This is a genomic window from Glaciimonas sp. GNP009, from assembly GCF_054343755.1.
Window position 1 is genome coordinate 105,063 of record NZ_JBTGUV010000004.1, and the last position, 13,903, is coordinate 118,965.

The 13,903-nt window shown below is 51.4% G+C and carries 15 protein-coding genes; 3 read left to right on the plus strand and 12 right to left on the minus strand.

The genetic code is table 11. The annotated features are described in order from the left end of the window. Positions 1–60: 60 nt before the first annotated feature. The 4 genes from ACXX82_RS01590 to ACXX82_RS01605 all read right to left on the minus strand — a co-directional run bounded on the left by ACXX82_RS01590 (position 61) and on the right by ACXX82_RS01605 (position 2,211). Positions 61–723, minus strand: coding sequence for a flagellar hook assembly protein FlgD (locus ACXX82_RS01590; RefSeq protein WP_322239393.1), 663 nt, complete (start codon positions 721–723; stop codon positions 61–63). Positions 724–889: 166 nt separating this feature from the next. After that, positions 890–1,285 (minus strand): flagellar basal body rod protein FlgC, encoded by a 396-nt coding sequence (gene flgC / locus ACXX82_RS01595; protein WP_458563944.1) that lies wholly within the window; start codon positions 1,283–1,285, stop codon positions 890–892. A 113-nt stretch (positions 1,286–1,398) separates the two neighbouring features. After that, entirely contained in the window at positions 1,399–1,803 is a 405-nt protein-coding gene (flgB, locus tag ACXX82_RS01600; RefSeq protein WP_322239397.1) for a flagellar basal body rod protein FlgB, read from the minus strand. A gap of 273 nt (positions 1,804–2,076) precedes the next feature. Continuing rightward, positions 2,077–2,211, minus strand: a complete 135-nt coding sequence (locus tag ACXX82_RS01605; RefSeq protein WP_322239399.1) for a hypothetical protein — start codon at positions 2,209–2,211, stop codon at positions 2,077–2,079. A 124-nt stretch (positions 2,212–2,335) separates the two neighbouring features. On the opposite strand from ACXX82_RS01605, the gene flgA reads away from it, so the two are divergent. The 3 genes from flgA to ACXX82_RS01620 all read left to right on the plus strand — a co-directional run bounded on the left by flgA (position 2,336) and on the right by ACXX82_RS01620 (position 4,075). Continuing rightward, entirely contained in the window at positions 2,336–3,055 is a 720-nt protein-coding gene (flgA, locus tag ACXX82_RS01610) for a flagellar basal body P-ring formation chaperone FlgA (protein WP_322239401.1), read from the plus strand. A gap of 183 nt (positions 3,056–3,238) precedes the next feature. Continuing rightward, a complete protein-coding gene (flgM, locus tag ACXX82_RS01615; protein ID WP_322239403.1) occupies positions 3,239–3,595 on the plus strand; it encodes a flagellar biosynthesis anti-sigma factor FlgM in 357 nt (118 codons plus the stop codon). A gap of 21 nt (positions 3,596–3,616) precedes the next feature. Then, positions 3,617–4,075 (plus strand): flagella synthesis protein FlgN, encoded by a 459-nt coding sequence (locus ACXX82_RS01620; RefSeq protein WP_322239405.1) that lies wholly within the window; start codon positions 3,617–3,619, stop codon positions 4,073–4,075. Positions 4,076–4,138: 63 nt separating this feature from the next. Here the strand turns inward: ACXX82_RS01620 and ACXX82_RS01625 are convergent, their stop codons facing one another. The 8 genes from ACXX82_RS01625 to cheY form a co-directional block, all read right to left on the minus strand. Continuing rightward, positions 4,139–4,660 carry a flagellar protein FlhE gene (locus tag ACXX82_RS01625; protein ID WP_458562254.1) on the minus strand — a complete coding sequence of 174 codons (522 nt, stop codon included), beginning with the start codon at positions 4,658–4,660 and terminating at the stop codon, positions 4,139–4,141. Positions 4,661–4,732: 72 nt separating this feature from the next. Next, positions 4,733–5,491, minus strand: coding sequence for an RNA polymerase sigma factor FliA (locus ACXX82_RS01630; protein WP_322239410.1), 759 nt, complete (start codon positions 5,489–5,491; stop codon positions 4,733–4,735). A gap of 118 nt (positions 5,492–5,609) precedes the next feature. Beyond that, entirely contained in the window at positions 5,610–6,476 is an 867-nt protein-coding gene (locus ACXX82_RS01635; RefSeq protein ID WP_458562255.1) for a MinD/ParA family ATP-binding protein, read from the minus strand. Between the two features lie 34 nt (positions 6,477–6,510). Next, entirely contained in the window at positions 6,511–9,315 is a 2,805-nt protein-coding gene (flhF, locus tag ACXX82_RS01640; RefSeq protein ID WP_458562256.1) for a flagellar biosynthesis GTPase FlhF, read from the minus strand. Beyond that, complete coding sequence (gene flhA, locus ACXX82_RS01645; RefSeq protein WP_458563945.1) at positions 9,312–11,399, minus strand: flagellar biosynthesis protein FlhA; 2,088 nt, start codon at positions 11,397–11,399, stop codon at positions 9,312–9,314. The genes flhF and flhA overlap by 4 nt, the downstream gene beginning before the upstream one ends. A gap of 41 nt (positions 11,400–11,440) precedes the next feature. Then, positions 11,441–12,589 carry a flagellar biosynthesis protein FlhB gene (gene flhB / locus ACXX82_RS01650; RefSeq protein ID WP_458562257.1) on the minus strand — a complete coding sequence of 383 codons (1,149 nt, stop codon included), beginning with the start codon at positions 12,587–12,589 and terminating at the stop codon, positions 11,441–11,443. Positions 12,590–12,739: 150 nt separating this feature from the next. Beyond that, on the minus strand, positions 12,740–13,423 hold the full coding sequence (gene cheZ / locus ACXX82_RS01655) for a protein phosphatase CheZ (RefSeq protein WP_322239416.1): 684 nt from the start codon (positions 13,421–13,423) through the stop codon (positions 12,740–12,742). A 1-nt stretch (position 13,424) separates the two neighbouring features. After that, positions 13,425–13,823 carry a chemotaxis response regulator CheY gene (cheY, locus tag ACXX82_RS01660; RefSeq protein ID WP_322239417.1) on the minus strand — a complete coding sequence of 133 codons (399 nt, stop codon included), beginning with the start codon at positions 13,821–13,823 and terminating at the stop codon, positions 13,425–13,427. Positions 13,824–13,903: the final 80 nt, after the last annotated feature.

Genomic DNA, 13,903 nt, shown 5'->3' on the forward strand with positions numbered 1-13,903 from the left:
TTTACCATCGCTAACCCGGCGTTATGCCATGAACCACGATGAAGATGGTGACAGACCCAATTACAAAATCAACTTAACATCACTCAAACTGACTTTGGCTGGCTTGCCCACATCTAGCGAAACCGACCCGCCGCTCTGCACAACGCTGGCCACATTCTCGTACGTGAGCGTATTTGCTGCGACTTTGTCGACCCCAGAAGTACCTGCAACACTGATCGTGTAATTGCCATCCGCCAATTCCGTTCCGGCATCGCTCTTGCCATCCCACACCATATTGGTAACTCCCATTGGCTGCGCGCCAAGATCAAAGGTACGCACGACATCACCTTTGGCATTGGTCACGCTGACACTGACCTTATCGGCAGAGCCCAGCATTTCTACGCCAAATTTAGTATCGCTACCGCTTACATATTTGATGTCTTGACCCGGTACCAACACCGTCCGACCGATCAACGACGCCGCTTGTAGCGCCTGGTTGGCCCCACTTTGATTCACCAGCGAATCCAGCGTCGCATTGAGTTTTTCGATCCCACTGACGGTGCTCATCTGGGCTAATTGCGAGGTAAGCTGGGCATTGTCGAGCGGATTAAGTGGGTCCTGATTATTCAATTGCGTGACGAGTAATTTAAGAAAGCGTTGTTCACTGTCAGCGGTCGATGTACCGTTTAGCGATGCCGTTGCAGAAGACTGAGCGTCGAGTGAATTTGTTGCGGTAATTGCCATAAATTTTTCCTGAATCGAACGAAGAAGAAAGCACCGCGTAAAAAACGCGTAATGCACTATTCTGAGTTGCGTGAGCTGGGCTAAATAGTCCTGTTCTAAATAAGCTGATAGTAAGTAATCTGGTATTACGTGATGAGCTCGCTTCAAGTGATATCTCGCTATTGCTTTATTGGCCGATCGTCAGGGTTTTTAGCATCATGGTCTTTGCGGTATTCAAGACTTCCACGTTCGCTTGATAGGACCGCGATGCCGACATCATATTGACCATTTCCTCGACCACATTGACGTTCGGCATTGTGACGTAACCATCTGCGGCGGCCATTGGATTTTTAGGGTCGTACACCATCCGCATGGGCGACTGATCCTCCACTACACCTGCAACTTTGACGCCACCGATATCGCTTAGATTCGATGATGCGACTTCAAACATGACTTGCTTGGCCCGGTAAGGTTTACCGTCGGGGCCGCTCACGCTATCGGCATTGGCAAGATTGCTGGCGGTGACGTTCATACGTTGCGATTGCGCGCTCATGGCAGAACCAGCAACATCGAAAATACTCATGGAAACATTCGACGGCATGTGCTTATCCTTTCGTAACTAGGTGCTGACATCTCTATGTCAGTTTATGACTTCGGCCATTTGCCGACCGTCTTATTGGTACTTCCAATAAGACATTACTGCACCGCCGATAGCATTGATTTAATTTGCGCACTAATCACGGTCAGACTAGATTCGTAGTGCAACGCGTTATCAGCAAAATTGACACGCTCAACATCCATTTCTACTGTATTGCCATCGATACTGGATTGGGTGGGAATCCGATACAGTAAATCTGTATCGTTGCTAAGCGTTTGCTCACCTGCCAAATGCCGGGAAGAAGTCGTTGTCATAGAAAGCGATTCAGATTGCCGTCCACGCTCAACTGCCTGCGTCAACGTGCTGCTGAAATCGAAATCGCGCGCTTTGTAATTAGGCGTGTCTGCATGGGCGATATTGACCGACAAAACCTCTTGCCGCCGAGCGCGCAAATTGAGCGCCTCCTGCTGAAACCGAAGTGCATTATCAAGTCTGTCGACCATGTTTCCATCCTATAAATTAACCGCCCTGCCTACATCCCGAGTGCATTCCGATCTTGGCTATCCAAGTAAACCAACCGCGATAAGATCGCGTAATTTTCCTAGACCTTTTGATGAAAACAATTATAGGTAGCGCGACGCCATCCCAATCGCTAGAACAAGAAGAGAATGTCAATCCAATTCACACTTTGCAGGGACCAATGCATTTGTCCGTGCATGCGTTTTAGATCGTAGGTAAGCCCGATTACCCAAACAAGACTGCGATCACTTGCCTCTTCAACGGTTGGTGCGAATCGAATATTCCGTAAAATCAAGGCAACTGACTGGTGCGCCAGTGATCACCGATCCAAAATCGGCAAAAGTGCCGTTTTCACCGGCGTGCGCACCACCATCAACAGATGATTTAATCAAATATATTACCCAGAGCGAGGCTGCATCAATGCACCTGCATCGACAAAATCGACGGCAATCACGATCATTCCGCACGCAGCTTTGCGTCCTTTTACGCTTTAGCGTGGACCTGCTAGCTGCTGTCATGAGTATGCTTCTTGTTGCGAATCACTCTTACGCTAGTACACAAAGAGCTACGCCGCTTAGCGGTAATGCGCTGCCGATCATTAAGGCATTTTTGTTAAATCAGGCTGCTGGGCTGCCCGGAAAAATTGTTATTACAGTCGATACCCCGATGTCCGGCGCATTGCCGCCGTGCGATGCGCCCGAGCCATTTTTACCAAGCGGCGCAAAAGTATGGGGCCGCGTATCCGTAGGCATCCGCTGTAATGGTGTCTTACCCGTCGCCGCGACGTCGATCAATGCGCCCGCTCCTCAAGCGCAACAGGCGTGGACACGCTACGTGCCGGCCTATGTCGCAGTCATCGCCAATTATGTTGTCGCAACCCGTGCGATCAATGCGGGGGAAACATTGCGCGCTGGTGACTTCAGTTTGCACGAAGGCGATCTCTCCATGCTGCCACCCAATATTCTGACTAACGTTGAACAAATTAATGGCATGGTCGCACTCAATCGCATTGCGTTGGGCGCGCCAGTGCGACCAGAACTATTGCGTGGCGTGGTCGTTATACAGTCGGGACAAAACGTCAAGGTAATGGCAACAGGAACCGGATTTGTCGCCAGTACCGAAGGTCGCGCCATGACTAGCGCAGCCATCGGTTCCCGACTACAAGTCAAGACCGTCAGTGGCCAAATGGTCAGCGGTAAAGTGCGCGCGGACGGCAGTGTTGATTTACTATATTAGTCCAATGACTATTCGCTATAGTGGGATAGCAAACATCAAGTTGATAACCCAAAAGTATCGACAATGGCATAAGTTGTCAACTTAACATCAATAAAAAAGCTATCTCGCTCCCTACACGAACAACCAGACTAAAGTTTTTCAACCAACTGCCGTTATACCGTTGAGATCCTCTGAGGAAATATTTTGAAAATCAATCTACCCATTAATTCGGCAAATAGTATCGTTAGCCCTGCCTCTGGCATCAACAAGCCAAACTATAGTCGCGTTCAGGGGAGTAATCCCCCTGCTACGACAGCGACCAACGTTGTCGATACCGCCTCCGGCCTACCGAATAACCCCAGTTCGCTGACAAACCAGGTGCGTGAATTGCAAAATCAACTGGTGCAACCAAGCAATGGCGATTTCGATGCTGCCAAGGTGGAAAAAATCCGTCAGGCTATCAGCGAAGGGCATTATCAGGTAAATGCAGGCAAAATCGCTGACGGTCTGCTGGACACGGTAAGGGACTTACTAAAAACGTCAGCCGAACCGAACCAATAATTTGGGTCACCTGGTAACTTTATGAGCAGACATCACATCAGCCTTATGGATGAGGAACGCGCCGCTATGGAAGCGTTTCTGGCGTTACTCGAGCAAGAGGCGCAAGCCTTGATCGGTGGCAAATTCTCGGATTTGGCGTTGTTGACAGAGCGCAAAGGACAATTGGCTGATCGTATCGCTGTCCTTGACCATGAGCGCGAGCAACAATTGCAAGAACTGGGTTATCCGACCAATCGCGCAGGTGCAGATGCGGCAGCCGCGGCTGGCGGCGATGGCTTGCAACGCGCTTGGCAGAGACTGTTGTCATGCGCGGCGACATCACGCGACCTGAATCACCGAAACGGTATTCTGATCCATACTCATCTGGAGTTCAGTCGTAATGCAATTAATTTTTTAAGCGCCTGCGGACAATCTCTGTACGGTCCCGATGGACAGCACAGGGTTGGGCGAGGAGTTGGTAAAAGCCTCGCTTCAGGCTGAAACACGCTCCTATATCGGCCCTTAATATCAGATACCACAATTGGCACGGTTAGTATTAAGTGGTTATTCGTAATTCATGGTGACCTGACCCGATTGCCCCTGCAATCCTGGTGTCAAAGCCCCTCTCCCGCTGATCACAAAAGCAAACGTAAAATTTGAATAGGCGTTATCGCCATCAAAAGCTTCAGTGGACCCGCTCGCACGGCTCAAGCCAACACATCGGGTTGCATTACATAAATAGGCTAGTAATCCAACTGGAGGCGGCGACATGAAGGCGTACCGCCAACTAACTTTACGTGCTGTAGCGTTGTTTTTGATAGTTCCATAAGGCTTAATCTGACCGGACTCGACTGCTTCACCACGTTGGAAAATGGCCGGTAGTGAGATTGATCCGGTCCACGAACCGTTGACCCTTTTGTTTAACGCCTCCTTAAATCGGCTATCTCCACCTGATTTATACCGCGTCAACGGATCGTTAGCCGCGGTGTCATAACGCTGTAAATAGCGCGCTAAAGGTATCGCATCGGGTGCGGTTTCCGTGGCGTTAGCAGGCGTAGAACCCACCATTAAAAAAATAAAAGCCACGTTCCACTGCCTGCCTTTGCCCATTTTCCATGCGCGGAATGTACGCTTTTTTTCTCGTATTGTTGACGCATATCAAACCACCTCCGCCCCAATCGTGTCACGCATGCGCCCACGCAAACGACTGATAGCCTGACTATGCAATTGGCAGACGCGAGACTGACTTACCTCAAGTACTGCGCCAATTTCCCGCAAATTTAGCTCCTGATCGTAATATAAACTCAGCAAAAGACGCTCTCGATCAGGCATACTTTCTATCGCCTCCAACAGCACCTTACGCAGCCCGCTTTGCAGCAATTTCTGGAGAGGATCACTATTGTCGGTCGGCTTATCTTTTTCATGATGCGCGCCGCTTAATTGCTGATCAAGAAACGAATTCTCATTACTGCCACCTTCGAAGTCTTCGTAATACACCAACTGACAACCATGAATCTCTTGCAATAGTCGTTGGTATTCCTCCAGTGACAACGCCATGGCCTGCGCGATTTCACTTTCAGTCGGTGACCGCGCAAGTTTTTGTTGAAGCCCTTGCAAGGCGACCTCAACCTTGCGCGCAGACTGTCGCAACCCACGTGAGAGCCAATCGTTGGCACGCAACTCGTCAAGCATTGATCCACGAATTCGCTGGCTAGCGTAGGTTTCAAACTGCGCCCCCTGATTGTCCTGGTAACGATTAGCGGCATCCAATAGGCCCAACATACCAGCTTGTATCATGTCATCAAGCTCAACGCTGGCTGGTAATTTGGCAATTAGCTGCAAGGCCAGACGACGTACCAACGGTGCAAATTTAGTCAGCGTCCCGGACTTGTCCATTCTCCCCTGTGCTGTATACATTGCGATGTTCCTTATCTTCCCTATCTTCTTAATTAACGCTGGTACCAAACTTTAGGTATCGCCACTGACTACGCCCCTCACACATTAGCTGACGTGCCAAAGTCATTCGGTCATTCGGTCATGCAAGCAGTTCCGGCATCGCTGTGCGGTGTGAAGAGTCTCCATTTGCCACATCGCTCCTTGCCTTGGATGACCATTGCATCAGGTCAGCCGCTATCCGGCGAAACGTCAGGGCTGCGGTGCTCCTTTTGAATGCCTCTACCACGGTCAAATGTAATTGCTGCGCGTGTAAAATCTGCAAGTCAGTCATCACCGCACCAGCCGGTTCCACCGATACGGCCAGATAACGACTGCCGGTAACGGCAAGATTAGTAAGAATGCGAGATGCCTCTGCATCGCTGGCAGCACCATTCAGCACTATCCGTACCTGTTGAAGCGCGTGTGCATGGTGAAGACGTTTGATACAAGCATAAGCGGCCGTAATGGACGCCGGTTGTGGCTGCAACACCACCATCACATAATCGGCCTGACATGCTAATGGCGACAGCGTACCGTCGTCGCCTAAAGCGGCATCAATCAGGATAATCTGATCTTGGCGCAATTGCTGTAACCCAGTCGCTGATGCTGGCTTTGATACTAACTCTCTCCGTGCTATGAGTACCTGAACGCCGCAAGCGGCACGACCACCCGCCGCATCCAGAGACAGCCGTCCCGACACTACGTCGCTCCAGTTACCCAATGCGTCAACTTGCCAGATCGCAGAAGCTGTGCCTGAAGGACTCGGCGTGTGATGGACAGATTCATCGATAAGTAATACGTGCTGACCTTGTTGTGTCAGTGCAGCGGCAAGATTCATCACGACCGTGGTCGCGCCACTTTTACGACCGCTTCCTACCACGGCGATCATCCGTTGGACGTTAGTTGAAGAGGACTGCGCCATCATCGCGCGCAACCCATCGGCCTGATCGGACATTTTTGGGATCATCCTAATCTCCGCTGGCGTTGGCGGGTCTCAGCCGTCACCGCAGCCCCGACTCAGGAATTGCTGATATATTGATCAAAGCTATGGCTGGATCGATATCCACTACACCAGAGTCAGCACTTTCACGATTTTCTATCGGCATGTCTTTTGCGGCATTTTGTAGCGACACTACGCCAGTATCCAAAACGTCCATCAATACCAAACATTTTTCCAGCCCTTCGAGCAACACCGTGCCTGACACGGCAGCCGACACCGGACTGATCCCGTCCATGCGCATGCGCATTGATCTTCCAGCCAGATGGGCTAACAATGCACGAGCCGACGGGGCCCATTCCGCTTGCGCACGTTGCAAACGCCATACGGTCACGCTGGTCTGACCAGCGATGAGCAATCGCTTCATCATGTCGGCATCACCAGGCTCACCGCAGCCACCAGATTGCTGGATAGCCTGCTTCAACAATTTGAAATAAGTGTCGGCTTCCACACGCCAGCGATACCACTCGATCATTTGTGAGGCCGCTACTGATTGCCCCAGATTGCTTAACAAATGCCATTGCGCCAAACTCTTACCTGATCGTAAATCGATGATCCTCGTCACCACGCAACGCACCTCGGTGATCACTTGGCAATGAATAGTCGTATCGCCTTTTTTTTGTAAATTGCGTAGACCAACCGTTATTTCTGCTAAGGATTGAAGCGCTGCTTTGCCTTTATAGATAATCGGTTCCGACGATCCAAAATGCAGTTTATCAGCTAGCTTCGTCAGAGAAATCAACGTATCAGCAAAGATGACGGAAGTAGAAGCGCGGCCCCGCGCCAACCATTGCAAACTGCTGTTTTGCTGATCAATGAGCAAGCTGAACGGGGGCAAGCTATCCAGAACATGGATAACAGGCTTGCCAAAATCCTGTTGTTGCAGCCACGATAATTGCCGCAGAACAGGTGAACTGGCTGACGCTTTTTCCGCGGTGACAGGGTTCTGGCGAACAGCCGTTGTCAATATCTGACGCGGCGCGGCAAGCGCCATACCAGTACTATCCGACAACAGCAAACCGCCATGCAACATATAAGCATCGCCGCTATGCGCCGCATTTAGCGTCACTTTGCCACCAATCGCCAGCACCACCTCGTTACAACCGACTGCAATTTCGTGACGGGCATGTGTCATCAATGTCTGGGTTACACCGGTAGCGCTCACCTCTTTATCGTCCAGTTGGCGTCGCAGGCTTCGTGTCGCATCAAAACCAATACCACCGGCGGCAAGAGCGGCTGCATTGGCTCCCAATGCTACGGAGTCATTGGATAGCGCCCGAATCAATTGCCGACATTGCATGCGCAAGCGCTCCGTAGTTGCGGTGTGTAATACCGTCTGGGCCTCGTGCGCCGCGGCTTGCAAAGCGGCAGCTTGAGCGATCTCCGGTAACGGCGTCAGTGGACTTTTCAGATCAGCCTCACCGGGAACAAATAAGGCACTCCGACTCGCGGACTGAAACACACTTTCGACTAGTTCAGACCGATTGGCAACGATCAGATTTTCAGGCACTTTTTGGCCGGTTGAAACATAATGGACCGGCAGTCGGTGGCGTATGGCCGTGTCCAGCAATGCGCCTGGATGCGTGGCTTCGTCCATCTTTGTGAATATGCATCCAGCTAATGTGCCGCCATCGATATCTTGACGGTACGCGTGTACCACTTCGTTAAGGGTATCGCCATGGCTGCTGGCATTGAGAAGCAACAAACGCTTAACCGGATGGCCTGTGCCGCACAGCATCGCGACCTGTTCGGCGACACTACGATCACGCTGACTTTTGCCCACAGTATCAATCAGCACCATATGTTTATCCCGCAAATCGTCAAGGACCAGCCGCAGGTCCACAGCATCCTTCACCGCATGCACCGAAACACCCAAAATCTGACCATAAATACGCAACTGCTCGTAAGCACCGATTCGGTAAGTGTCAGTGGTCAACAATGCCAGCTTTTCAGGACCGAAACGCATTACGCAGCGGGCCGCTAATTTTGCGGTGGTAGTCGTCTTGCCAACGCCGGTCGGCCCCATCAACGCATAGACGCCGCCATTATCCAGCAGTGCATTTTCATCTTCGAGAACTGGCAGATTACGTGCTAACTCGGCTTTAACCCACGCCATACCGGAAGCGTAATTTCGTCCCGTCGGCAAATGATCCAGCATAGCCTTCGCCAGCCGTGCACTGAATCCCGCTCCCAGCAGCATGCGTAATAAATGACTGCGAACGGGATCGCGACGCTGCTTTTCGTTCCATGCCAAACCTGCCAGTTGCTCCTCAATCATGCCGCGCATTGACTGTAACTCGGTTAATACACTGTCTTTAGTTGGACTGTCATCAACTTTTATGACTGGTGTTTGCAGCAATGGCTGAGGCAACGGTGGGACCGCAGCAATGTTGATCGGCGCAACAAGCTGCTCAGAAGGCGTTGATGGCGTGGTACTAATCATCGGGATGATTGCCGGTGCGACCGCAGACAAGACAGCAGACGCAAAAACGTCGCCCTCTACAAACGCCACGATTTCTACGCCTTGTGGGGTAACACGATTAGAAATAATCACGGCATCCGGCCCTAGCTTTTCGCGCACCAAACGTAGCGCCTCCCGACTGGTTGCTGCGGTGATCGTCGTGGTGTTGACGACATTACTGATGGCAGTGATATTGCCTCCCTGGCTAACCGGTGTGGATGCTACAAAATCTGCTAAATGACTTGCTGATTCAGCTTTTGATTCAGTTTTTAAGTTGCTCATCAAGATGCGCTCAGACTCGCCCATTAACGCTTGATCGGTTGCGGTCATGTCATTAAGGGCGTTCAACCTTTACCTCCGATAGTGGCAGTAACCTTGATATTGCGGTTATCTGGAATTTCGGCATGCGACAGCACTTTTAGCTGCGGCAAGCTACGTCTTAAAAAGCGCGCCAAGAGTGCACGCAGTGGATGCTGGACCACAAGAACAGGCGTCAGACCAAGTTGTTGCTGGCGATCAATAGCCACCTGCGTCTGACTCAGCAAACTATCCGCCAGACCAGGCTCAAGACCGCTTCCGGTGCTTAACGCCTGTAACAACATGCGATCAAGCGCCCCATCAAGACCAATGACCTGCAATTCGCTATCGCCGGGAAACAACTGCTGCGTAATCGCACGACGTAACGCCAATCGTGTGATTGACGTCAACTCGTTAGCGTCACTGATCGCTGGCGCATGTTCGGCCAACACTTCTAAAATGGAGCGCATATCACGGATAGGAACACTTTCGTCAAGCAAGTTCTGCAAGACTTTCTGTAAATTCGTCAGTGACAGGACCTTTGGCACCAAGTCATCACAGAGCTTGGGCGCTTCTTTGCTGATCCGATCCAATAGCTGCTGAACTTCTTGCCGTCCTAATAATTCGGCTGCGTGCGCATGGATCAGATGGTTCAGATGTGTCGCGATCACCGTGCTTGCATCGACCACTGTGTAGCCATAAATTTGCGCCTGTTCACGCAAATTGCTATCTATCCAGAAAGCGGGAAGCCCAAAAGCCGGATCGACGGTGGCCGTACCCGGCAAGGACGCGCTGACCTGTCCTGGGTTGATCGCCATCCATTGCCCCGGAATCGCTTCACCATGGCCTATTTCAACCCCTTTGAGAGTAATCACATACGCATTGGGCTTGAGTTCAAGGTTGTCTCGAATATGGACGACTGGGACCAAAAAGCCGATGTCCTGCGCAAACTTTTTACGAATACTTTTGATGCGCCCGAGTAGTTCACCATTTTGCGTGCGATCCACCATGGCAATCAATCGATAACCAACTTCAAGTCCAAGCGGATCAATCAGCGCCACATCGTCCCACGTCGCCTCCGCTGGCTCCATCGCCGCAGCCGCAGCCGCAGCAGCGTTCGCGGCAGACGCGGGACTATTGGCAGCATCCGCCGCCATTACTTTGCGTCGGGCGACGCGCTGACCAATCCAGACCAGACCACCGGCAATCGCCAAAAACGCGAAATGCGGCATACCCGGAATCAATCCCATCAGGCCAATGATGCCCGCGGTCAAATACATTACCTGTGGATTGGAGAACAATTGCCCCATCAACTGCTCGCCAACGTTCTCATCGGTAGTCACGCGTGAGACGATCACACCAGCAGCGGTCGATATCACCAGCGCCGGAATCTGGGCGACCAGACCGTCGCCGATGGTGAGCAAAGTGTAACTCTTGGCAGCGACTGATATATCCAATCCGTGCTGCGCCACGCCGACCACCAGTCCGCCAATCACATTGATCAACATGATGAGCAAACCGGCAATGGCATCACCGCGCACAAATTTGCTGGCACCGTCCATGGAACCGTAAAAATCAGCCTCTTGCGATACTTCTGCGCGGCGTTTACGTGCAACATCCTCACCAATCAGTCCTGCATTCAGGTCAGCATCAATCGCCATTTGCTTACCCGGCATTGCGTCAAGGGTAAACCGTGCGCCCACTTCGGCAATCCGGCCTGCACCTTTTGTGATGACCATAAAATTGATCAGCACTAAAATGATGAACACGACGATGCCGACCGCAAAATTACCGCCAACCAAAAAGTGACCAAACGCTTCGATCACCTTCCCCGCAGCATCTGGCCCTTTATGACCTTCCATGAGAACCACGCGGGTAGAAGCGACGTTGAGCGATAGCCGCAACAAAGTCGAAAACAACAAAATCGCCGGGAAAGCAGCAAAATCCAGCGCCTTCATTGTGTACATGCTGACCAGCAACACCATCACTGACAGCGCAATGTTGAAAGTAAATAGCAGATCCAGCAGAAACGGCGGCAACGGCAAAATCATCATGCCGAGAATCAGAATGATCAGAATAGGACCGGCCATGCCTTTGATCTGATTGCCCGCTAACAGCAACTTTGGTAGTTGCATAAAAGAGGTCAGGCCAGATTTGGCGGTTAAGTCTGCAAACTTCATACCGGACTTCCTAATGGATCAAGTGATTCGGGTACTGGTAAATCTTCCGGATTACGCGGGGCGGCGCCGTTGCCACTTCCCTCGCGCCAACGCTGCAACTGATATACCCAGGCCAACACTTCAGCAACCGCGGTATAAAGCGCTGCCGGTATCTCATCACCGAGAATGGTGTGCCGATAAAGCGCACGGCTCAAAGGTGGCGCTTCGAGAATGGGCACATTATTTTCGACACCGATGGCACGGATTCGCAAGGCGATCAGATCGGTCCCTTTGGCCACCACGCGCGGTGCACGCATTTCTTTATCCTGATACTTAAGCGCGACGGCAAAATGGGTTGGATTCGTGATCACTACGTCTGCAGTCGCCACGTCCGACATCATGCGACGACGCGCCATCTGTTGCTGCTGGCGACGTATCTTGGCCTTGACCAGCGGATCGCCTTCACTTTCTTTATGTTCTTGGCGCAGATCTTCACGCGACATGCGCAACTTCTTATGAAAACTCCATAGCTGATAAGGAACATCAATAGCGGCGATCAAAAACAATGACGCGATAATCCATCCGCAACAATTGGCGACTAGTCGCACTGTATAAGGGAGCGCTGAATTAATCGGTTCGGTTAAGAGCGCCAGTATCGCGTCCATTTTTGCGGAAATAATCGCGTAGGCGATGCTACCGACCAAAAATGATTTGGCGATGGCCTTGGTTAATTCAGCCAGCGATTGAGACGAAAACAGCCGGCCAAGGCCAGCGAGTGGATTTAGCTTGGAGAATTTGGGTGCCAGCGATTCAACTGAAAACAGCCATCCACCCAACAAAAGTGGCGCTACCAGCGCCGCTATAAACATCAACCCCAATAGCGGCGCAATGGCTTGCAATGCCTCAAGCCACACCATTCCAGCCTGCGCCAGCATGTGCGAGGGATCGAAGGCAGAAGCACGTTCGAATTGCAAGCTGCTTTGCAAAGCGTGGCCCAGCCGTTCGCTCATGGGTATCGCGGTCAACCACAACCCACCGACGCCGGTTACCAATAATACGAACGTAGTCAGTTCTCGTGAACGTACAACCTGACCTTCTTCCCGCGCCTTTTCAAGACGACGAGGTGACCCTGGTTCCGTTTTTTCGAGATCGCTTTCTTCCGCCATGCATGCTCCGAGCCTGAGGGAGCGAAGTGTGCTCCCCCGACAGGGATTATTGCTGCTGGAGCCATGGTTTGATCAAGGGAACAGGCTCGAGAACGGGTTGCTTCTTGGGCAATCGATGCGTTTGAGAGCTATCCGCACAAATCAGAGGACTTAAAAACCCATACTGGCAAGCAGGTCATCAACTTGGGTCTGATCGGATACAGCATCTGCCGAACTGATAGGAGCGACTTGCGGACCGTTCAAGAGACCTTGGGTATCGGTCTGAATCACGACATCAGGACGCTTATCCTGTGATGTATTGTCAATAAGCAATTGCAACAATTGTGTTTCCATTTGTTGTACCACTTCCATCATTTTTTTGATTACCTGTCCCGTCAGATCCTGAAAGTCCTGCGCCATCATGATTTCAGTCAATTGCACGTTCGTTGCTGCTGTTTGCTGCGGGACTGCTTGCAGATAGCTGCGCGTGTCGGTCACAAGTGCTCGGGCATCGCCTAGCGCCACAGGTTTTGCAAACCAGGCATCCCAACGGCTGTGTAATTGCCTGGCTTGGGACGCTAACTGATCTTGAATTGGTTGTGCAACATCGACGGCATTCAAAGCACGTTCCGCCGCACGTTCGGTCATGGCAGCCACATAATTGAGACGGTCGCGCGCATCCGGTATCGCCTGTGCTGCTTTGGCAATCTCTTGATCCAACCCTAACTCGCGCATGCTTTCGCGTAACGTCCGTGTCAAATGCCCAATACGACTAACCAGCTGTTCGGCAGTGTCTGCGGCAACCGGAATGGGGGATTGAAGCGACATATCTGATGCAACGATGGTATGCGGCATCTCACACTCCTTCTCTTTGAATTTTTTCAAAAATCTTGGTGATTTTCTCTTCCAGCGTTGCGGCGGTGAATGGCTTCACCACATAACCGCTTGCACCCGCCTGCGCCGCTGCAATAATATTTTCTCTTTTGGCTTCCGCCGTGACCATCAATACTGGCAACTTTGCCAGCAACGGATCGGCGCGAATCACCTTCAACATGATCAAACCATCCATGTTAGGCATATTCCAATCCGAGACAACCAGTCCGAAGTTACCCGCTTTCAACTTCTCCAGCGCCGCAACACCGTCTTCTGCTTCATCGACGTTGATGAAATCCAACTCTTTGAGCAGATTGCGAATAATTCTGCGCATGGTTGGGAAATCATCTACCACGAGAATTTTGATACTTTTGTCGATCATTTAGTGCTCCAGACGATGATTACTATTGCAGGTCGACCGCTTTTCTGGCGGACAAAACTGCTACTTTATAAAAAATTTTC